General features: G+C 66.5%; 20 protein-coding genes. 7 read left to right on the top strand and 13 right to left on the bottom strand.

Features of this window, described 5'->3' with window-relative positions; genetic code table 11:
- Position 1: 1 nt before the first annotated feature.
- Together VUN84_05395 and VUN84_05390 are read left to right on the top strand one after the other, a co-directional pair.
- Positions 2–802: a lysophospholipid acyltransferase family protein gene (locus VUN84_05395; protein XAS65103.1), complete on the top strand. Its 801-nt coding sequence runs from the start codon at positions 2–4 to the stop codon at positions 800–802.
- 73 nt (positions 803–875) lie between these two features.
- The gene (locus VUN84_05390; GenBank protein XAS65102.1) at positions 876–2324 is read left to right on the top strand and encodes a TIGR00366 family protein; all 1449 of its coding nucleotides are present in this window, start codon (positions 876–878) and stop codon (positions 2322–2324) included.
- Between the two features lie 69 nt (positions 2325–2393).
- Here the strand turns inward: VUN84_05390 and VUN84_05385 are convergent, their stop codons facing one another.
- From VUN84_05385 to VUN84_05375, 3 genes are all read right to left on the bottom strand, one after another.
- Positions 2394–3398 carry a GNAT family N-acetyltransferase gene (locus tag VUN84_05385; GenBank protein XAS65101.1) on the bottom strand — a complete coding sequence of 335 codons (1005 nt, stop codon included), beginning with the start codon at positions 3396–3398 and terminating at the stop codon, positions 2394–2396.
- Between the two features lie 2 nt (positions 3399–3400).
- Positions 3401–4786, bottom strand: a complete 1386-nt coding sequence (locus VUN84_05380) for a glycine--tRNA ligase (protein ID XAS65100.1) — start codon at positions 4784–4786, stop codon at positions 3401–3403.
- 122 nt (positions 4787–4908) lie between these two features.
- Positions 4909–5898 carry a DMT family transporter gene (locus VUN84_05375; protein XAS65099.1) on the bottom strand — a complete coding sequence of 330 codons (990 nt, stop codon included), beginning with the start codon at positions 5896–5898 and terminating at the stop codon, positions 4909–4911.
- A 33-nt stretch (positions 5899–5931) separates the two neighbouring features.
- Between VUN84_05375 and VUN84_05370 the strand changes: the two genes are divergently transcribed.
- Positions 5932–6168 (top strand): RNA-binding S4 domain-containing protein, encoded by a 237-nt coding sequence (locus VUN84_05370; GenBank protein XAS65098.1) that lies wholly within the window; start codon positions 5932–5934, stop codon positions 6166–6168.
- Between the two features lie 85 nt (positions 6169–6253).
- Here VUN84_05370 and VUN84_05365 read toward each other — a convergent pair whose 3' ends face one another.
- Positions 6254–6904, bottom strand: a complete 651-nt coding sequence (locus VUN84_05365; GenBank protein XAS65097.1) for a phospholipase — start codon at positions 6902–6904, stop codon at positions 6254–6256.
- Positions 6905–7052: 148 nt separating this feature from the next.
- On the opposite strand from VUN84_05365, the gene VUN84_05360 reads away from it, so the two are divergent.
- Entirely contained in the window at positions 7053–7850 is a 798-nt protein-coding gene (locus VUN84_05360) for an SGNH/GDSL hydrolase family protein (GenBank protein XAS65765.1), read from the top strand.
- Here the strand turns inward: VUN84_05360 and VUN84_05355 are convergent.
- Genes VUN84_05355 through arsB form a run of 4 tightly spaced genes read right to left on the bottom strand, consistent with a single transcriptional unit; the run spans position 7847 to position 10742 of the window.
- The gene (locus VUN84_05355) at positions 7847–8161 is read right to left on the bottom strand and encodes a hypothetical protein (protein ID XAS65096.1); all 315 of its coding nucleotides are present in this window, start codon (positions 8159–8161) and stop codon (positions 7847–7849) included. The genes VUN84_05360 and VUN84_05355 overlap by 4 nt on opposite strands.
- Before the next feature lie 30 nt (positions 8162–8191).
- Positions 8192–9169: a thioredoxin-disulfide reductase gene (gene trxB, locus VUN84_05350; protein ID XAS65095.1), complete on the bottom strand. Its 978-nt coding sequence runs from the start codon at positions 9167–9169 to the stop codon at positions 8192–8194.
- Between the two features lie 27 nt (positions 9170–9196).
- Complete coding sequence (locus VUN84_05345; GenBank protein XAS65094.1) at positions 9197–9619, bottom strand: arsenate reductase ArsC; 423 nt, start codon at positions 9617–9619, stop codon at positions 9197–9199.
- 25 nt (positions 9620–9644) lie between these two features.
- Positions 9645–10742: an ACR3 family arsenite efflux transporter gene (gene arsB, locus VUN84_05340; GenBank protein ID XAS65093.1), complete on the bottom strand. Its 1098-nt coding sequence runs from the start codon at positions 10740–10742 to the stop codon at positions 9645–9647.
- A 113-nt stretch (positions 10743–10855) separates the two neighbouring features.
- Here arsB and VUN84_05335 point away from each other — a divergent pair, with 113 nt between their 5' ends.
- Positions 10856–11206 (top strand): metalloregulator ArsR/SmtB family transcription factor, encoded by a 351-nt coding sequence (locus tag VUN84_05335; GenBank protein ID XAS65092.1) that lies wholly within the window; start codon positions 10856–10858, stop codon positions 11204–11206.
- On the opposite strand, the gene arsA is transcribed toward VUN84_05335, so the two are convergent.
- On the bottom strand, positions 11149–12951 hold the full coding sequence (gene arsA, locus VUN84_05330; protein ID XAS65091.1) for an arsenical pump-driving ATPase: 1803 nt from the start codon (positions 12949–12951) through the stop codon (positions 11149–11151). The genes VUN84_05335 and arsA overlap by 58 nt on opposite strands.
- Positions 12952–12959: 8 nt before the next feature.
- Positions 12960–13352 (bottom strand): arsenite efflux transporter metallochaperone ArsD, encoded by a 393-nt coding sequence (gene arsD, locus VUN84_05325; protein XAS65090.1) that lies wholly within the window; start codon positions 13350–13352, stop codon positions 12960–12962.
- A 228-nt stretch (positions 13353–13580) separates the two neighbouring features.
- On the opposite strand from arsD, the gene VUN84_05320 reads away from it, so the two are divergent.
- Positions 13581–14078 (top strand): hypothetical protein, encoded by a 498-nt coding sequence (locus VUN84_05320; GenBank protein XAS65764.1) that lies wholly within the window; start codon positions 13581–13583, stop codon positions 14076–14078.
- A 257-nt stretch (positions 14079–14335) separates the two neighbouring features.
- Here VUN84_05320 and VUN84_05315 read toward each other — a convergent pair whose 3' ends face one another.
- Together VUN84_05315 and mmsB are read right to left on the bottom strand one after the other, a co-directional pair.
- The gene (locus VUN84_05315) at positions 14336–15820 is read right to left on the bottom strand and encodes a CoA-acylating methylmalonate-semialdehyde dehydrogenase (protein XAS65089.1); all 1485 of its coding nucleotides are present in this window, start codon (positions 15818–15820) and stop codon (positions 14336–14338) included.
- A gap of 32 nt (positions 15821–15852) precedes the next feature.
- Positions 15853–16755 carry a 3-hydroxyisobutyrate dehydrogenase gene (mmsB, locus tag VUN84_05310; protein XAS65088.1) on the bottom strand — a complete coding sequence of 301 codons (903 nt, stop codon included), beginning with the start codon at positions 16753–16755 and terminating at the stop codon, positions 15853–15855.
- Positions 16756–16886: 131 nt separating this feature from the next.
- Between mmsB and VUN84_05305 the strand changes: the two genes are divergently transcribed.
- Positions 16887–17786: a LysR family transcriptional regulator gene (locus VUN84_05305; GenBank protein XAS65763.1), complete on the top strand. Its 900-nt coding sequence runs from the start codon at positions 16887–16889 to the stop codon at positions 17784–17786.
- A gap of 125 nt (positions 17787–17911) precedes the next feature.
- On the opposite strand, the gene VUN84_05300 is transcribed toward VUN84_05305, so the two are convergent.
- Positions 17912–19294, bottom strand: a complete 1383-nt coding sequence (locus tag VUN84_05300; protein XAS65087.1) for an MFS transporter — start codon at positions 19292–19294, stop codon at positions 17912–17914.
- Positions 19295–19464: the final 170 nt, after the last annotated feature.

The raw sequence follows: 19464 nt of genomic DNA, 5'->3' as shown, positions 1-19464 counted from the left end.
CATGCCCTGGCGCCCCCCGCCCAACGACCGCTTCTACGCCGTCATTGTCCGCACCGGGCAGGCGCTGCGCCGCCTGTTCCGGATCCGGGTGATCGTCACCGGACAGCAGCACCTCCCGGAGCCGGCACTCCGCGGCAGCCGGCGCTCCGGCGCCGTGGTCGCCATCACCCACTTCGGGTACCTCGACTTCGCATTCGCCGAACTCCTGCTGTGGAGCCACAGTCAGGTCCGGATGCGGTTCCTGGTCACGCAGGGCGCGGCCGACCACTGGTTTGCCGGCCCCGCGATCAGTGCCGCGGGACACCTCGTCGTGGGGTACGGTTCAGGCTCTGACGCCTACGATGCCGCCGTGCAGAAACTCCGCGAGGGCGAATACGTTGCGATCCTTCCGGAGGCCGGAGTCAGCCGCAGCTTTAGGGTACGCGAGTGCAAAACCGGCGCGGTGCGGATGGCAGCCGAGGCCGGGGTGCCCATCATTGCCGTATCCGTGTGGGGCGCCCACCGGCTGATGACCCGCCGCCACGGGTTCTCCCCCGCCCGCGCCTGGCGCGCCCCGGTCCGGATCCACGTCAGCGAACCGGTGCATCCTGACCCGGCCCGGGACGCGCAACCCGCCACTGACGTGCTGCGCGCAGCCCTCCAATCCGGTATTGACGCCTGCATCGCGGACTTTCCCCTGACGCCGGCGCCGGGCGCGTGGTGGATGCCGGCCGTGCTCGGCGGCGGAGCACCCTCCGAGGAGGAGCGCCAGCGGCTGGATAAGGCCGAAGGCCCGCGGCGCGCGGGCGGCCGGCGCCCATAAGCCCGCTTATCCGGGCTCTCCTGACTAAACTCCATCGGGTACAAAATCGCACTCAATGGAGAGGTTCCCCTCTGTGGCAAACACAGCCCTGACGCAAAGCGGCATCGGCGAAGAACGCGGCCTCGCCCGAATAGCCCAACGGATGGCGGCGTGGACCGAGAAATGGTTCCCGGACGCCTACGTTTTCGCCCTGGCCGGCGTCATGATCATCGCCGCGGCGGCCCTGGCCATCGGCGCTTCACCGCAGTCGATCGCCGATTCCTTCGGCAACGGGTTCTGGGACCTGACCGCATTCACCCTGCAGATGGCCATGGTGGTGCTGACCGGCTACGTTGTGGCGACGTCCCCGCCCGTGGCCAAGCTGATCAACCGGCTGGCCCTCATCCCCGCGACCGCACGCACCGCGGTGAGCTTCGTGGCGCTGATGTCGATGTCGGTGTCTTTCCTGAACTGGGGCCTGAGCCTCATCTTCGGCGGACTGCTGGCCCGCGCGATCGCCCGCCGCAAGGACCTGACCGTGGACTACCGCGCGCTCGGCGCCGCAGCCTTCATGGGCCTCGGCGCCGTCTGGGCGCTGGGCCTGTCCTCGTCGGCGGCGCAGCTGCAGGCCACAGCGGCCTCGCTGCCGCCGGCCCTGCTGAAGATCACCGGCATCCTGGACTTCGGGACCACTATCTTCACCTGGCAGTCGCTGCTCACCCTGGCCATCCTGATGGCGCTCACCACGGTGATAGCGCATTTCTCGGCGCCGGAGGGCAGATCCATCCGCACCGCGGAGGATCTCGGCGTCGACCTCGACGACGAACCGGCAGCATCGGAGCCGCGCTCCCGACCGGGCGAATGGCTCGAATACAGCATGATCCTGCCCATCCTGGCCGGCATCCTGACGCTCGGCTGGCTGATCTCGCAGTTCCTGACGAAACCTTTCCTGACTGTGGTGAGCAGCCTCAACGGCTACCTGCTGGTCTTCCTGATCCTGGGCCTGGTGCTGCACGGCACCCCGCGGAACTTCCTGCAGGCGGTCACCAAGGCCGTCCCCGCGACGGCGGGCATCCTGGTCCAGTTCCCGCTCTATGCTGCGATGGCCGCAATCCTGACCAAGGCCACCGGCCACGGAGGCATGACGATCTCCGCTCATCTGGCCGAGTTCTTCTCCGACATCGGCAGCGGCGGCGGGTTCGCCGTCGTGATCGCGCTGTACACGGCCCTGCTGGGACTGCTGGTCCCCTCCGGTGGCGGAAAATGGCTGGTCGAGGCGCCCTACGTGATGCAGTCCGCCACGGATGTGCAAATGAACCTGGGCTGGACGGTGCAGATCTACAACATCGCCGAGGCCCTGCCGAACCTGGTCAACCCGTTCTTCATGCTGCCGCTGCTTGCCGTGCTCAAGCTGCGGGCCCGGGACCTCGTGGGGTTCACGTTCCTGCAGTTTGTGTTCCACCTGCCCGTGGTGCTGCTGCTCGTCTGGCTGCTGGGAATGACGTTCGACTTCGTTCCGCCGGTCATGCCGCCCGGTAAGTAATGCACGTGCCTTAAACGCAGCTGACCCGCAGGAATTCTTCTCCTGCGGGTCAGCTGCGTTTAGCGCCGGTTACGCCGGGTCGGAGACCACCAGGGTGTCGGCGCCCTGGACGCGGGCTTTGCCGCTCTCGAGCAGCGGCTCGACGACGGCACGCAGCGCAGCCATCGAGTCGTCCAGTTCCAGCAGCACCGGGTGCTGGAACGCAATCAGCGCCAGCAGGTCCCGGACGGCGGCCCGGGCTTCGTCCTCGGAGAGTTTCGGTTCGTGGCCCAGGAACACGTCCGTGGGCTGGCCGGAGGGCGCGTCAGCACCGCCAGGGTTCTCCCCTGCGGCCGCGAGCTCCGCGTAGCTGATGGCGAAGGCCTCAAGCCGGCCCTTCCGGCTCACGGGTACGCCCTGGCCGAAGGCACTGGCCTTCGGCGCCCGCAACACGATCGCGCCGTGCGCCCCGCTGAGCTCGTCCAGGAACAACCGCTGGACCGTGGCGATGCTGAGCTCGCCCGGGCTGTCCCAGCCGTGCACCGAGGAGTAGTAGCGGCCCACAACATCGCTGAGCTCCACCGAGCCGGTGGCGAGGTCCTCGACCTGCTCGGACGCGGCGGCCTCGGAGCCGTCGCCGAAGACGGGCAGCTTCAGTGCTCCCGGCTCGACGACGACAAGCCGGGACCGCTGGACCGGAACGAGGCCGGCTGCTTCAACGAAGGCCGCGCCGGGGGTGCCCGGTTCAACCTTGGTCCGGAGCAGGGTGACACCCGACGGCGACTGCGCCGCTTCGTGCCGCAGCATGGTCAGCAGCGTGGAGCCCACGCCTGCACGGCGGTGCTGCCGGTCCACCTCGACATAGGCCCACAGCCGCTGGGGGTGCAGCGAGGCTTCGTGGACCACTCCGGCAGCGACCGGGATGGCCACACCGTCAACGACATTCTCCGCCACGATGCAACGCCGCCACGGGGCGTTGCCCGAAGGCGCGAGGGTGCCGCGGAACTGCCGGGCCTGCTCGGTTTCCGGCCCGCCCCAGATTTCCAGCAGCGCCAGATCGTCGCCGTCGCGCCATTCGCGGTAGGTGATCGCCACGGTCAGGCGCCGATCAGCCGTGCGGCCAGGTAGCCCTCCACCTTGTCCAGGGACACACGTTCCTGGCTCATGGTGTCGCGTTCGCGGATCGTGACCGCCTGGTCGTCCAGGGTCTCGAAATCCACCGTGATGCAGAACGGGGTGCCGATTTCGTCCTGGCGGCGGTAGCGGCGGCCAATCGCCCCGGCGTCGTCGAACTCGATGTTCCAGTTCCGGCGCAGCTGGGCGGCGAGGTCCTTGGCCTTTGGGGAGAGGTCCTCGTTGCGGCTCAGCGGCAGCACCGCTGCCTTGACCGGAGCCAGGCGCGGATCGAGCTTGAGCACGGTGCGGACGTCGACGCCGCCCTTGGCGTTGGGCGCCTCGTCCTCGGTGTACGCATCGATCATGAACGCCATGAAGGAGCGGGTGAGCCCGGCGGCCGGTTCAATCACGTACGGGGTGTAGCGCTCGTTGGTGGCCTGGTTGAAGTAGCTCAGATCCGCACCGGAGGCCTTGGAGTGCGTGGAGAGATCGAAGTCGGTGCGGTTGGCGACGCCCTCAAGCTCGCCCCACTCGGAACCGGAGAAGCCGAACCGGTATTCGATGTCCGTGGTGCCCTTGGAGTAGTGGCTGAGCTTCTCCAGCGGGTGCTCGAAGAAGCGCAGGTTCTCTTCCCGGATGCCGAGGCCGGTGTACCAGGACATGCGTTCCTTCATCCAGTACTGGTGCCACTGCTCGTCGGTGCCGGGTTCGACGAAGAATTCCATCTCCATCTGCTCGAATTCGCGGGTGCGGAAGATGAAGTTGCCCGGGGTGATCTCGTTGCGGAACGACTTGCCGATCTGGCCGATGCCGAACGGGGGCTTCTTGCGGGAGGTGGTGAGCACGTTGGAGAAGTTGACGAAGATGCCCTGGGCCGTTTCGGGGCGCAGGTAGCTCAGGCCCTCTTCGCTGGCCACCGGGCCGAGGTAGGTTTTGAGCAGGCCGGAAAACTCCTGGGGTTCGGTCCATTCGCCGCGGGTGCCGCAGTTGGCGCAGGCGATGTCCTTGAGGCCGTTCTCGGCAGGACGGCCCTTCTTCTCCTCGTACTCTTCCTCGAGGTGGTCGGCACGGTAGCGCTTGTGGCAGGAAAGGCACTCAACCAGCGGGTCGGAGAACACATCGACGTGGCCGGACGCTTCCCAGACCTGGCGGGGCAGGATCACCGAGGAATCCAGGCCGACAACGTCGTCGCGGCCGCGGACCACGGACTGCCACCACTGGCGCTTGATGTTTTCCTTCAGCTCAGCGCCCAGGGGGCCGTAGTCCCACGCAGAACGCGAGCCACCATAGATTTCACCGGCCTGGAATACGAAACCCCTGCGCTTGGCGAGGGAAATGATCTGGTCGAGGACGGATTTTGCTGCCATGGGAACTCCACTTTCTACAGGGCCGCTGGGTGCGGTCCGCGGTCTCAGCCCCGGAACCCCGGCTGGTCGCCGGGCGGGGTGCTACGTACGGTGTAATGCAAACTCCTAGCCTACCCGGGCCGCTACCGTCGCAGGGCGCCGCGGGACCACGGCAGGCTGGCCAGGACGATCGCGGCCAGGGTCAGGAGCGTGCCCAGCACGGTGGGCAGCGCCACGACCGTGCCCGGAGCCGGCAGCGCCAGGTCCAGGCCAAGCGATCCCAGCAACTGCCCGGCGATCATGCCGAGCCCGGTAATCAGGACGCCCAGACCGCGGACCAGGAAGGCAGCGACGGCAATGAACACGCAGCCCATGGGCCCACCCAGGTAGTACCACCATTCGCCGGGAAGGCCGTTGCCGGGCCCGGCAACAGCCAGCTTGATCAGCCAGGCAATCCACAGCACGATGCTGCCGGCGATGAAGTTCACCAGCGTCGCGGTGATCGGCGTGCGGTAGTGCACGGTGGCGGTACCGTTCATGGCCTGCTGGAAGCTCATCAGGAAACCGGCGAGCACCGGCAGCAGTACCGGCACCAGCAGTTCCAACGGGTCCGTCCCCGGAGCCGCGGAACTTCCGGTCCCGGCGGCGAAGCGCGGCGACACGGCCCAGGCGACGGCGGCGACGGTCAGCGCGCTGCCGATGACCCGGATTCCGGTGAGCGGCCGCTTGCCCGCAGGGCCGATGCCCATCCGGTCCACGAGCAGTCCGCTGAGGGTCTGGCCGGTGACGGCTGCGACGGTAAAGAGTGCCACACCGAGCAGCCCGACGGTGAAGGACTGGGCAAACACGAAGAGCGCGCCGATGGCACCCGCCAAGACGTAGTAGCGCGGAAAACGGCGTTCGCGCAGGGCCGGCAGGACTTCCGCGAGCCCCGCGCGGCCCTTGGGCAGGACCAGCGAGATCACGACCATCAGCACCAGTCCGGTGCTGAAGCTCACCACCGCAGCGGCCAGGCCGTCGGCCAGGGCCGTTCCGAGGGCACCGTTGATCCGGCCTTGGACGGGGACGAGGAGCCCGGCCGAAACGGCGATGAGTAATCCTGCTGGCAGCGGAAGCCGCGGTGCGTGGGTCATTGGTGCCACCTTCGGTCAGGCATTATTGCTTGTATGAGCAACCCGGAAATTGAAGACATTCCTATCCGCGACGACATGATCCGGCTGGGGCAGCTGCTGAAGCTGGCCAGTTTGGTCGAGGACGGGGTGGAAGCTGCGGAACTGATCAGGAACGGGCTCGTCAAGGTCAATGGCGAGATCGACGACCGGCGCGGCCGCCAACTGCACCACGGCGACACCGTCACCGTGAACGGCCAGACCGTCCGGATCACCACGCCCCACGGAGCCTAGCAAACCCGAACCACCCGCCCGGAGCCCCGCGGAGCCTAGCAAACCCGAACCACCCGCCCGGAGCCCCGCGGCGGCGCCGTCCGGGCTATTTGCGGAGCACCTCATGGGTGAGAAATTCGCCGACGTGGCCGATCTCCTGCTGGTTGATGCCGTGCCACATCCCGGCGTACAGCACCTTGGTGAGTTTAACGTGTTTGCGTACCCAGCCCATGGTGAAGTCGATCTTGTCCGGTGTGATGACCGGATCCTGCTGGTCGCGGCCCCAGAACAGCGGCACCGTCCCGTCCAGTTCGTCGTCGCGGAAGCTGGGGTCACCGCCGGCGTCGACGGCGAAACCGGACAGCCCGACGACGGCGGCATAGTCCGAAGGCCGCCGCCGCAGCAGCGCGGTGGCGAGCGCCATTCCCATGGAAAAACCCAGCAACGTCACGGACGGGTGGTTCGGCCGGACGGCATCGAGCCAGTCCTCCACGTAAGCGGCGGCGTCCTTGACCGCCTCCAGCGAGTATTCGATGGACGCCGTCAGGGGGAACCAGGTGAAGCCCGCGCCGGAGACCAGCGGGGCCCGCAACGAGGCCACCGCGAACTCCGCCGGCAGCATGTCGGCCAGGCTCAGGAGGTCTTGTTCGTTGGCACCGTAGCCGTGGAGCAGGACCAGGAGCGGCTTGCCGGCGCGCTCCTGCTCCGGCTTGGACCAGAGGACGACGGGTTCGGGGAAGGTTGCAGCGGAAGTCATGGCACCATTCTTACAGTTACCCGGACGTAACAACCCCCGGTGGCGTAGCTCTGCCGGAAAAGGGCACCATGGAAAGGTGAACGGAACTGAAGCCCTTGAGAACGTCCCCGAGAACGCCATCACCCACCCCTGGACCCGCTACGTGGCCATGGGTGACTCCTTCACGGAGGGCATTGGCGATCCCGAGCCGGCGAGCCCGGGCGGACACCGCGGCTGGGCTGACCGGGTGGCCGAGGAACTGAGCCGCGGCCACGAGGGCTTCGCCTACGCCAACCTGGCAGTCCGCGGCCGGCTTCTGCAGCAGATCGTGGACCAGCAGCTGGCGCATTGCCTTTCGCTCCGTCCGGATCTGGTGACCCTGTCCGCCGGCGGGAACGATCTGATCCGCCCCGGCGGGGATCCGGACGCCCTGGCCGAGAAGCTGGACTCCGTGGTGCAGATCCTCAGCCTGGCCGGTGCCACCGTGGTGCTCTTCAACGGTCCCGACACCGGGTCCTCGGTGCTGGGCCGGGTACGCAGCAAGGTGGCCATCTACAACGAGAACCTCCGCACCATCGCGGCCCGCCACGACGCCATCATTGCCGACATGTGGTCGCTGCGGCAGCTCCACGATCCGCAAATGTGGGACGCGGACCGCCTGCACTTCTCGCCGCTGGGCCACCACACGATCGCTGCGATGGTGCTGGATTCCCTCAACGTCGAGCACACCCTGGAGCCGCTCTCCCCCAAGCCCCTGCCGCCGAGCAGCTGGCGGCAGGCCCGGTCCGGGGACCTGGTGTGGGCCCGCGAACACTTCGTGCCGTGGGTGGTCCGCCGGATCCGGCACCGTTCCTCCGGCGACGGCATCACGGCCAAGCGTCCCCTTCCGGGGCCGGTCTTCGGTCCCGGAATGCCGCTTGGCTCGGGCGAGGGCCCGCCCGGTACCGAAGATCCCGTGCGTTCCTAACGAACGCCGGGCTGGTTCATCAGCCCGGCGGCCAGCTGGGGCCCGTGGTGATCAAAGCCGTCGGTGGCGCGCACAACATCGTCGGTGAGCGGGGCCGCAGCCATCCGGGAGCGGCCTGCGTTCTGCACACCGACGAACAGCACTTCGGGGACCTCGGAGGCACCAGCGCTCCTGGACGGGGCCAGGGCATTGAGCCGGTCGTTGGCGAAATGCTCGGTGGTGGATGGCAGGTACGAAAGGATCAGTTCTCCCCGGTGCGGCCGTGGGCCGGTCCGGTGGGCAAGCCTCCAGGCGCCGTCTTGAACTGCCACGGGGAGAACAGCCGGATGTGGCGCCACTGCTCAGCCGTGCGTGGGTGCCTCGACGAGGGCAGTGGCGATGCTGTCCGCGTCCTCCAGGGCTGCGAGATAGCGTTCGGCGTCGAGGGCGGCCGCGCAGCCGGTGCCCGCGGCGGTGATCGCCTGGCGGTAGCGGTGGTCCACGGCATCCCCGCACGCGAAGACGCCGGAGAGGTTGGTGACCGTGGTGGGCGAATCGACCCTGATGTAGCCCTCCGCGTCGAGATCCACCTGGCCGTGCAGAAGCTCGGTGCGCGGGACGTGTCCGATGGCGACGAAGATGCCGGTGGCGGCGTGCTCACGGGTGTCGCCGGTGACCGTATCGGTGAGGGTGACGCCGGTGACCTTGCCCTCACCGTGGATGGCGGTGATGGCGGAGTTCCAGGCGAAGGTGATCTTGGGGTTGTCCTTGGCGCGCTGGGCCATGATCCGGGAAGCGCGCAGCTCATTCTTGCGCACGACGACGGTCACGGATTTTCCGAAGCGGGTGAGGAAGGTGGCTTCCTCCATGGCAGAGTCCCCGCCGCCGACGACGATGATGTCCTGGTCACGGAAGAAGAACCCGTCGCAGGTGGCACACCAGGAAACACCGTGGCCGCTGAACTTCTTCTCCTCGGGCAGGCCGAGCTCCTTGTAGGCCGAGCCGGTGGCGAGGATGAGGGCGGGTGCCGCATACGTTTCCCCGGCGCCGGTGACGACCCGTTTGAGGTGCCCGGTGAGCGTCACGTCGGTGACGTCGTCGAACACCACCTGGGCGCCGAACTTCTCGGCCTGGGCCTGCAGTCCGTCCATGAGCTCGGGGCCCTGGACGCCACCCGGGAAGCCGGGGAAGTTCTCCACCTCGGTGGTGTTCATCAGGGCACCTCCGGCGGTGACGGCACCGGCGATGACCAGGGGTGCCAGGCCGGCGCGGGCGGCGTAGATCGCGGCGGTGTATCCGGCGGGGCCGGACCCGATGATGATCAGTTGTTGTGTGCTCACGAGATGTCTCCTGGTGCTGGGAACGGGTTACTTGGCGGCGGGCGTAAGGGAAGCGATGAGTTCCTCGATGCGGGACTTGATGTCGTCGCGGATCGGGCGGACGGCTGCGACGCCCGCCCCGGCCGGGTCTTCGAGTTCCCAGTCCTCGTAGCGTTTGCCCGGAAAGATCGGGCAGGTATCACCGCACCCCATGGTGATGACGACGTCGGATTCCTTCACGGCCTCGGTGGTGAGGACTTTGGGGATTTCGGCGGACATGTCGATGCCGAGTTCGGCCATGGCCTCCACGGCGGCCGGGTTGACCTTGTCGGCAGGCTGGGAGCCGGCGGAACGGACCTCGATCGCTCCCCTGGACAGGGTGGTGAGGAAGGCGGCGGCCATCTGGGAGCGGCCGGCGTTGTGGACGCAGACGAAGAGGACGGAGGGCTTTGGGGTGGTTTCGGTGCTCATGGAGTCTCCTGAAAGGTGAGGGAGTTTAGCGGGAAAGGGTGCTGGGGGTGAAGTAACGTTGGCGGGCCCAGAGGGCCACGTATACCAGTGCAACAAGGACGGGGACTTCGATCAAGGGTCCGACGACGCCTGCGAGGGCCTGGCCGGAGGTGACGCCGAACGTGCCGATCGCGACGGCAATGGCGAGCTCGAAGTTGTTGCCGGCGGCCGTGAAGGCGAGCGTGGTGGTTTTGGCGTAGCCACGGCCCAGCCCCTTACCGATCAGCATGCCGGCGGCAAAGACCACCAGGAAATAGACCAGCAGCGGCACGGCGATCCGGACGACATCCAGCGGGCGGGAGGTGATGGTGCCGCCCTGCAACGCAAAGAGCAGCGTGATGGTGAAGAGCAGGCCATAGAGTGCCCACGGGCCCAGCTTCGGCAGGAATGTCCCCTCGTACCAGTCGCGGCCTTTAGCCTTTTCCCCGAGGGTGCGGGTCAGGAATCCGGCCAGCAGGGGGATCCCCAGGAACACCAGGACGGAGGCGGTGATGGCCCAGAAGGAGAAGTCCGCGCTGGTGGTCGGCAAGCCCAGCAGGGCGGGCAGCAGTTGCAGGTAGAACCAGCCCAGCGCGCCGAACGCCACCACCTGGAAGACGGAGTTGATAGCCACCAGGACGGCGGCGGCTTCGCGGTCGCCGCAGGCGAGGTCGTTCCAGATCATCACCATGGCGATGCAGCGGGCCAGTCCCACAATGATCAGGCCTGTGCGGTACTCGGGCAGGTCCGGGATGAAGATCCAGGCCAGCGCGAACATAAACGCGGGCGCCAGGACCCAGTTCAGCACCAGGGAGGTGATCATGAGTTTGCGGTCCCCGACCACGCGGCGCGTCTGGTCGTAGCGGACTTTGGCGAGCACCGGGTACATCATGACCAGCAACCCGATGGCAATCGGCAGCGACACCTCGCCGACCGTGACCGACTCAAGCGCGGTGTTCAGTCCCGGGACGAAGGTGCCCAACAGCAGCCCCAGGACCATGGCGGCCATGATCCACACCGGCAGGAAACGGTCCAGGGTGGAGAGCTTGCCGACGACAGCGGCCTCGCCTCCCTGGGTGGGCGACAAATCAGTCTGGATGCTCACGGGGCTCCTGTGGTTCTCGGCCGTACTGGGTTTCAAGCGATATATTGATACTTGTCGATATGCAGTATGTCCGGCTATATCGATGAATGTCAATCCATGTGCATAATGGACACATGGATTCTCTGCAAACTCTGGGGCCCGACGTCGACGGCGCCCGCTGCGTACCGTCCGGCCGGTCTGGTCTCAGCGCAGAAGACGCCCGGCGCACGGCCCTCGTGTTCAAGGCCCTGGCCGATCCCAACCGGCTGCGTCTGCTCTCCATCGTCAAGGGCGAGGCCTCCGGTGAATCGTGCGTGTGTGAGCTCACCGAGCCGCTGGACCTGGGTCAGCCCACGGTGTCCCATCACCTGAAAATTCTGGTCGACGCAGGCCTGCTGCACCGCGAAAAACGCGGTACCTGGGCGTACTACTCCCTCGTACCCGGCGCTATGGAGCGGACGGCCGGCCTCCTGGCTTCCCTGTAACCTGCGGTCAGGGCCGCCAACTTCTCTTCACCGGTCGGCTCTTCGGGCAGCAGCGGAATGAGCGCGAAACGGTCCGTCAGTTTGTGCACCTTCGTGATCTGTTCGATTTCGCTCGTTGCGCGGGCCCGCAGAAACGGCGTCTGCGGATGTGCGGCGGCGATCGAGTTGTTGATCACCCAGGCCCACGGATAAATCCCGGCCCGTTCCAAATCTCCTTTGAGTTCCTCGGCTTCGAGCACGGGCGTCGTTTCGGCCAAGGTCACGAGAATGACCTTGGTCTGTGCCGGATCCTGCAGCCGCATGAGCGGTGTCACGAATCCCATCGTGTCACCGACCTGGCGGGCGATCTCCCGGTGGTAGGAACCGGTGGCGTCCAGAAGCAGCAGCGTGTGGCCGGTCGGTGCCGTGTCGATGACCACGAAGTGCCGGCGGGATTCCTGCACCACCCTTGAGAACTGCCGGAACACCGCGACTTCGTCCGTGCACGGGGACATCAGGTCTTCTGCGAGGGCCGCGCGCCCGTCCTCGTCCAGGCTTCGGCCCTTGGTCTCCATCACATGGCGTCGATACTCCGCAATGGCCGCTTCCGGATCGATGCGCGAAACCGTCAGGCCCGGGATGGAACCGTGGAGGGTTTCGGTGAGGTGGGCCGCGGGATCAGTGGTGGTGAGGTGCACCGCATGCCCGCGCCGGGCGAGAGCGACTGCAATGGCGGCAGCCACGGTGGTCTTCCCCACCCCGCCTTTGCCCATGCACAGTACGAGGCCGTGGCCGTCGAGCTCCACTTCGTTCACCAGGGCAGCCAGCGGCGCGTCTTCAACGTCGGGCACGAGCGCGCCGTCACCGGTGATGTCGGCACCGGAAGTGGCCGCGAACAGGGACTCAAGCGCCGGGATGCCGACCATGTTGCCCGGCAACAGGTCCAGGACGTCCCGGGGCAGGGCGGCGACGGCCTTGGGTATGGCTGCGATGGCCGCAGCTTCCCGGGCGCGCAGGGCCTGCGCCAGGTCCTCGTCGCCGGCGGCCTCGGGCAGGACGCCGTTGACAACGACATAGCCGCCGCCGATTCCGATCTGGTTGAGTTCGAGGTACGTCCGCTCAATCTCGGTCAGGGACGAGGTCTGCGCGCGGGCGACCAGGACAAGCCGGGTCCTCGCCGGGTCTGTGAGGGCCTGGACCGCCTTGGCGTAGACCTGCTTATGCTTCTCCAGGCCCGACAACGGGCCCAGGCAGGACGGGTCGCCCTTGCCCGCCTCAAGAAAATTTGTCCACGACCCGGGCAGTTGCAAGAGCCGGATCGTGTGGCCGGTCGGGGCGGTATCGAAGACGATGTGGTCATACTCCCCGTAGGAGGTATCGTCGGCGAGCAGGTTCGTAAACTCATCGAAAGATGCGATCTCCGTCGTACAGGAACCCGAGAGGCTTTCGGAAATGCCGGCCAGCTCCGCCTCGGGCAAGAGACCGCGGACGGGTCCGATGATCCGTTCGCGGTAGGCGTCGGCAGCCTGCTCCGGGTCAATCTCCAGCGCAAAGAGACCCGGCACCTCCTTGATGGCAGTGACGGCGTTTCCGATCGTGAGGCCGAAAACCTGCCCGACGTTGGACGCAGGGTCAGTACTGACAAGAAGTACGTTTTGACCGGCTTTGGCCAGGGTAAGCGCTGTGGCGCAGGCTACGGAGGTCTTGCCCACGCCGCCTTTGCCGGTGAAGAACAGGAACCGGGGTGCGTTGTCCAGAAACTTCACGCCCGGACCTAACTGCAGCTCGAGGTGCCGCCGCAGCAGCCGCTGGACTTGTCGCCCAGGCCGAGGTCCGGGCGCGGCTGCGGTTCCACCTTCGCTTCGCCCAGTCCGGCAAAGGCGAGCAGCGTGCCCCGGCCCGGGTAGTTCCCGGTGGCCACCGTGACGCCGTCGACGGTGGTGAGCGGAAGGCCCTTGGATCCAACCAGGTGCATGAATCCACGGACCGTTTCGTCCGACGCGAAGGCGGTCGGCTCGCTGGCCAGGTTGTAGCGCGCAATGTCAGCACCGAGGCCTTTCAGATGCCGGACGTCCGCGGTGATATCCACCAGTGACTGGTCTACGTCGGGGCCGCAAACACCGGTGTCACAGCACAGAGCGGATTCGTAGATGCGGATGGCAGGCATGTGGTTCTCCTCGGATTTCCTGGCGTTTCGATGCGATACCGAAACACTGGGCCCTCTTCAAGGTCTTCCCCGCAGGGCAGTCCTTAGCAGAATAAGTGCCCACGGACAGTATATCGATAATTGTCGATAGATGAAAGCTGGTTTGGCAGGTCCGGGCGGGCACGTTGCAGAGGGGCCGGGCGTTAGGCTGGAAGCACCCCTTTCGAAAGGCCCGGTACCGTGAGCAGTATGTTCTTTTGGATCATCGTTTTGTCATTCCTGATCCCGATGGCGATGCGCTACTACAAAAAGTCGGTGCGCGGCCGGAACCAGAACCAGGGCCTGTCCGGCGGCCCGGACCAGTTCGGGCAGTTTCCCGGCGACCCGTCCGGGGGCAGTGCCGGCCGCTACCCCGGGCAACAGAGCAACCAGCCCCGCGACGGATTCACCCAACGCGATTACTACGGTGGCTTCGGCCAGCTCGGTGCACCGCAACCGCCGGCCACCCCGCAGCCCCCGGTCCCCTATGAGGACAGCCCTGAGTATCTGAACAACCCGCCGCAGGCTTGGCGGCCGCCGGCGGCGCAGCAGCAGCCCCCGGCCCCGGCGCCGGAGGCGCCTGCCCCGCCGTCGGCTCCGCAGGGGTTCCGGGCCCGAAAACTTGCCGAACTTGATCAGCGCTACAGCGAGGGCGAGCTCTCCATGGAGGACTACATGGCCCAGCGCGCGGAGATCATGAAGGGCTAGCGAAAGCGGCGTCCGCGGCGGTGACCGTTCCTGCCGTCCTCCCGGGAGCCTTGTGGTGGTGCCAGGACAAAGTGGGGGGCCGCCACCAGCTCCGGCACATACGGCCAGCCATCGCTGCCCGGCGGCAGCTCCGCGCCGCTGTGCTGGACGTGTCCTTGCGCGCCTCCTCTTGTGCCGGCGACTGCAAGCAACGAGGGGCCACCCGCAGCCCGGATGGGCGCGACGTGACCCCGCGTTGTGCTGGAAGGAAAGACCTGTCAGTCGACCTGCGGGAACCCGAGGTCGATCACGGACGTGGACGGGTCCGGCCAGCGGGTGGTCACGACCTTGCCACGGGTGTAAAAGCGGATGCTTTCCGGGCCGTACATGTGGGTGTCGCCGAAGAGCGAGTTCTTCCAACCGCCGAAGGAGAACGTCCCCACCGGCACTGGGATCGGCACGTTGACGCCCACCATGCCTGCCTCGACGTCGAATTCGAACTGCCGGGCGGCGCCGCCGTCGCGGGTGAAAATCGCCACGCCGTTGCCGAACTCGTTGTCGTTGACCAGCGTGACGGCGTCGGCGTAGGTCTCAACGCGGACCACGGACAGGACGGGTCCGAAGATTTCGTCGTCGTAAACCTTCATGCCGGGCTTGACGTGGTCCACCAGGCTGACGCCGATGAAGAAGCCGTGGGAGTCGAACGTCTGGTCCCGTCCGTCCACCACCACAGAGGCGCCCTCGTCCGCGGCGCCGGCCACGTAGGAGGCCACCTTGTTCCGGTGCTCCGCGGTGATGAGCGGTCCCATCTGCGAGGCCGGGTCCGTGCCGGGACCGATCTTGAGCGTGGCCATCCGGGTTTTGATCCCCTCGACGAGTTCGTCGGCGATGTTCCCGACGGCGACAAGGACACTGACAGCCATGCAGCGCTCGCCCGCGGACCCGTAGGCTGCGGAAACGGCGGCGTCTGCGGCCATGTCCAGGTCCGCGTCCGGGAGCACCACCATGTGGTTTTTGGCGCCGCCCAGGGCCTGGACCCGCTTGCCGTTCTCGGCGGCGCGCTTGTAGATCGACTGGGCGATCGGCGTTGAGCCGACAAAACTGACGGCCTTCACATCCGGGTGCTCCAGCAGGACATCGACGGCTTCCTTGTCGCCGTGCACCACGTTGAGGACACCGTCGGGCAGGCCGGCTTCGGCGAAAGCCTGCGCAATGAAGAGGGCCGGGGACGGATCTTTTTCGCTCGGCTTGAGCAGCACCGTGTTGCCGCAGGCAAGGGCGCTGCCAATCATCCACAGCGGCACCATGGCGGGGAAGTTGAAGGGCGTGATGCAGGCGACGACGCCGACCGGCTGGCGGACGGAGTGGACATCCACCCCGCTGGACACCTGCTCGGAGCGTTCCCCCTTGAGCGCGTGGGAGAGGCCCGTGGCGAATTCGATGTTCTCCAGGCCGCGGGTGATCTCGCCCTCCGCGTCGGAGAGGACCTTGCCGTGCTCGCTGGTCAGCAGGGCAGCCAGTTCGGGCCGGCGCTGCATCAGCAGTTCGCGGACCCGGAAGAAGATGGCGGTGCGTTTGGCCAGGCTCGTGGCGCGCCAACCCGGAAGGGCGGCACGGGCGGCGGCGACGGCTTCCTCGACCCGGGCGGCGGAGGCCAGGGCTACTTCCTTTTCCTGTTCGCCGGTAGCGGGGTTGAAGACGGGGCCGTAGCGCTCGGCGTCGGACACCAGAGCGCCGTTGATGAAGTGCGGAATACGTTCCATGGGGTGCATCGCTTTCTCAAGAGTTTGGAGGTCTAGCTGGCGGGCTCGAGCGAGCCGTCCACCAACTTGACGATTGCCGAGCAGTCCGTTCCGGACTGGCCGGCGTCGATAAGCCGCTGGAAAAGCTGCTGGACGTGCGTACCGATTTCCAGCGGCGTGCCCGTGTCCGCCGCGGCGCTGATGGCAAGCCCGATATCCTTGTTGGCCAGCTCAGCGGTGAACGTCGGTGCAAAGCCGTTGTTGGAGGCGGCGGTGGGGACCACACCAGCCACCGGGTACCAGGTGCGCAGCGCCCAGCTGTCGCCGGAGGAAACAGAGGCGATGTCCCAGAAGACCTGCTTGTCCAGGCCGAGCCGGTCAGCAAGCACGGCGCCCTCGGCGGTGGAGGCGAGGTTGATGAAGAGCATCAGGTTGTTGCAGATCTTGGCGGCCTGCCCGGTGGTGGCACCGCCGGTGGGAATGATGTTGGCCGCCATCGGACGGATGTACTCGGTGGCGTCCGCGACTGCGCCGGCTTCGCCGCCGATCATGAACGTCAACGTGGCAGCCTTGGCGCCGCTCATCCCGCCGGAGACCGGCGCGTCGACGAAGCGGAAGCCTGCCTCCGCTGCGGCGTCGTGCAAAGCCTGTGCCGAGGCGATATCGATCGTGGAGGAATCCACCAGCAGGGTTTTCGTGTCTGCGTGGGCCAGCACACCGTCAGTGCCAAGGTAGACGGTGCGGGCATGCTCACCCTTGGGGAGCATGGTGAAGACGACGTCGGCGCCCTGCACCGCCTCGGCGATGCTGCCCGCGGGCTTGACTCCCCCGGCCTCGGCGGCGGCTACGGCCTCGGCGTTGAGGTCAAAGCCGCGCACCTCGTTGCCGGCGTTGGCGAGGTTCACCGACATAGACCCGCCCATGTTTCCCAGTCCGATCCAAGCGATTACTGCCATGGCTAAGCTCCTTTGCTTTGCGTTTGCTGTGCGTCCAGCATCACATCCTGTTAGAGTGCAATCAAGGTAAAAACTTACAGAGGGCATGTGCATCAATGCACATCATGTGATGTTGAGGAGTTCCGGTGGACCTGAGGCGGCTTCCAAGTCCGGACGACCTGCTCATCCTGCTGACCGTGGCCCGCCTGGGCCGGTTCAATGCAGTGGCGGAAACGCTGGGCACCACCCACACCACTATTTCCCGCCGGATTCTCGCGCTGGACAAACAGCTTGGCGGGCGAACTCTGGAACGAAGCCCCCAGGGTTGGGAGCTGACGGACCTGGGCAATGAGGCGGTCGCGGCCGCCGAGGCGATCGAGGGTACCCTCGGTGCGCTCACGAACCGCATCGCCCAGTCCGAGGACGTGCTATCGGGTCTGGTGCGGATCAGCACCCCGGATGGCTTTGGTGCGGAGTTCGTCGCCCCGGCGCTGGTCCGGCTCCAGCGCCGGCATCCGCTGCTGAACGTGGAAATTCTCAGCGCCACACGCAAGGTCAGCCAGAATCGGTCCGGCGTGGATCTCGAGGTGGTGGTGGGCAATCTGGACGTCAGCAATGCGCAGACCATTTTCCTGGCCAACTACTTCCTCCGGCTTTATGCCAGTCCGCAATATGCCCGCGAACACGGCCTTCCGGAAACGCTCGACGACGTCCGGCAGCACGGGTTCGTCTCCTACGTCGAGTCCGCGCTGCAGGTCGCCGAACTCGGCCACCGATCGACCCAGCTGCCCATGCCCCGCTCCAGCTTCCAGGCCACCAGCATCTTCGCCCAGCTTGAGGCCGTCCGGCGGGGCGGCGGGATCGGTCTGCTACCCAACTTCCTGGCGGTCGGGGACCCCGCGTTCCTGCCGGTACTGCCGGACGACTTCCAACGGCAACTGCCGATCTGGGCGGCGGCCCGCCCGGAATCACTGCGCTCAGCCCCGGTGCAGGCCGTCCTTGAGGCGCTTCGGACCGAAATCTCCGAACGCCAAGAGATCCTGGCAGGCTGAGCCGCCTCCGCCGACCTGCGTTTGTCCGCTGAGCCCGGTTCGCCCGCTGGGCCGGGCACCACAACAGCCCGGCCCCGTCATCCGGGGCCGGGCTGTTGTGGTGAGCCGCTACTGTTTACTGCCTGCTATTTTTTGCTGGCTGCAAGAAGGTCGGCGGTGCCCTGGGCGTCGGCGGCGTCGACGTCGTGCAGGGAGATTCCGCGGGTTTCCTTGAGGAAGAACACCGCCACCATGGTGACCATGCAGGCGCCGAGTAGGTACACGGCGACCGGAGTGGATGACTTGAACTGGCTCAGGAGGGCGACAGCGATGATCGGGGCCATCGAACCTGCCACGATCGAGGTGACCTGGTAGCCCAGGGACACGCCGGAGTAGCGCATCCGGGTCGGGAACATTTCGGCCATGATGGCTGGCTGGCCGGCGTACATGAGCGAGTGGAACAGCAGACCGATGGTGATCGCCGCGAGGATGATGAGGTCGTTCTTGGTGTCCATCATCGGGAAGGCGAAGAAACCCCAGGTGCCGCCCAGGACGGCGCCCGCCATGTAGACCGGCTTGCGGCCCAAGCGGTCGGACATGCGGCCGACCATCGGGATCACTGCGAAGTGGATGAAGTGTGCCACCAGCAGCAGGAGAAGGATGCGGGCGGTGTCCGTCTGCACGATGACCTTCAGGTAGGTGATGGAGAACGTCACCACGAGGTAGTAGAGGATGTTCTCCGCGAAGCGCAGCCCCATGGCGGTGAAGACGCCGCGGGGGTAGCGGCGGAACACTTCGCCCACGCCGTAGCCCTTCTTCTCGACGGTAACTTCCTTCTGGGCCTCCAGGAAGATGGGGGCGTCCGTGACCTTGGTCCGGATGTAGTAGCCCACCAGCACGATCACGGCGGAGAGCCAGAAGGCCACGCGCCAGCCCCAGCTGAGGAAGTCGGCGGAGGACAGTGTGGAGGAGAGAACGAACAGGACGGCCGTGGCCAGCAGGTTGCCCAGCGGAACAGCGGACTGCGGCCACGCGGACCAGAAGCCGCGGGACTTGCTGGGGCTGTGCTCGGCGACGAGGAGGACGGCGCCGCCCCATTCACCGCCAACGGCGAAGCCCTGGGCGAAGCGCAGGAAAACCAGGAGGGCCGGGGCCCAGTAGCCGATCTGCTGGAAGGTCGGGAGGCAGCCCATCAGGAAGGTGGAGACGCCGACCAGGACGATGCTGAGCTGGAGCAGTTGTTTGCGGCCGAACTTGTCGCCGAAGTGGCCAAAGACGATGCCGCCGATCGGGCGGGCGACAAAACCGACGGCGTAGGTGAGGAAGGCAGCAATGATGCCGTCCAGTTCCGTGCCGGAGTTGGGGAAGAAGGCCTTGCCGAACACGAGGGTGGCGGCCGAGGCGTAGAGGAAGAACTCATACCATTCGACGACCGTGCCGGCCATCGAGGCCGTTACTACCTTTTTCAGTCCGGACGACTTGACGTCTTCCTCTTCCGGGCGCCTGGCGGCGGCTTTTTGCGTACTCATGTCGACTCCTTCGGTGTCGCCTTCGACACCCTGTGGGACCATTGGGAGGAGGGCGCTTGTGACATTGGACACGCTGCGCCATTCCCAACGAGTATGAGCCCTTCAGTCCTGAGCCTCAACGGCCATTAGTGCAGAGCGCATCTGCAAAAACGCACATTACTCGCACTTTT

The organism is Micrococcaceae bacterium Sec5.8 (genome assembly GCA_039636775.1).
Taxonomy (GTDB): Bacteria; Actinomycetota; Actinomycetes; order Actinomycetales; family Micrococcaceae; genus Arthrobacter.
Note: the sequence above shows the minus strand (reverse complement) of the source record. Positions and strands in the feature narration are given on the sequence as shown.

What these genes read in the sequence shown, in the direction of transcription:
- VUN84_05300 (XAS65087.1), bottom strand. Translation starts at nt 19,294, where the DNA reads ATGAGTACGCAAAAAGCCGCCGCCAGGCGCCCGGAAGAGGAAGACGTC.
- VUN84_05345 (XAS65094.1), bottom strand. Translation starts at nt 9,619, where the DNA reads ATGAGCACCGAAACCACCCCAAAGCCCTCCGTCCTCTTCGTCTGCGTC.
- VUN84_05375 (XAS65099.1), bottom strand. Translation starts at nt 5,898, where the DNA reads ATGACCCACGCACCGCGGCTTCCGCTGCCAGCAGGATTACTCATCGCC.
- VUN84_05335 (XAS65092.1), top strand. Translation starts at nt 10,856, where the DNA reads ATGGATTCTCTGCAAACTCTGGGGCCCGACGTCGACGGCGCCCGCTGC.
- VUN84_05370 (XAS65098.1), top strand. Translation starts at nt 5,932, where the DNA reads ATGAGCAACCCGGAAATTGAAGACATTCCTATCCGCGACGACATGATC.
- VUN84_05395 (XAS65103.1), top strand. Translation starts at nt 2, where the DNA reads ATGCCCTGGCGCCCCCCGCCCAACGACCGCTTCTACGCCGTCATTGTC.
- VUN84_05380 (XAS65100.1), bottom strand. Translation starts at nt 4,786, where the DNA reads ATGGCAGCAAAATCCGTCCTCGACCAGATCATTTCCCTCGCCAAGCGC.
- mmsB (XAS65088.1), bottom strand. Translation starts at nt 16,755, where the DNA reads ATGGCAGTAATCGCTTGGATCGGACTGGGAAACATGGGCGGGTCTATG.
- VUN84_05360 (XAS65765.1), top strand. Translation starts at nt 7,053, where the DNA reads ATGGGTGACTCCTTCACGGAGGGCATTGGCGATCCCGAGCCGGCGAGC.
- VUN84_05365 (XAS65097.1), bottom strand. Translation starts at nt 6,904, where the DNA reads ATGACTTCCGCTGCAACCTTCCCCGAACCCGTCGTCCTCTGGTCCAAG.
- VUN84_05320 (XAS65764.1), top strand. Translation starts at nt 13,581, where the DNA reads ATGTTCTTTTGGATCATCGTTTTGTCATTCCTGATCCCGATGGCGATG.
- VUN84_05315 (XAS65089.1), bottom strand. Translation starts at nt 15,820, where the DNA reads ATGGAACGTATTCCGCACTTCATCAACGGCGCTCTGGTGTCCGACGCC.
- arsD (XAS65090.1), bottom strand. Translation starts at nt 13,352, where the DNA reads ATGCCTGCCATCCGCATCTACGAATCCGCTCTGTGCTGTGACACCGGT.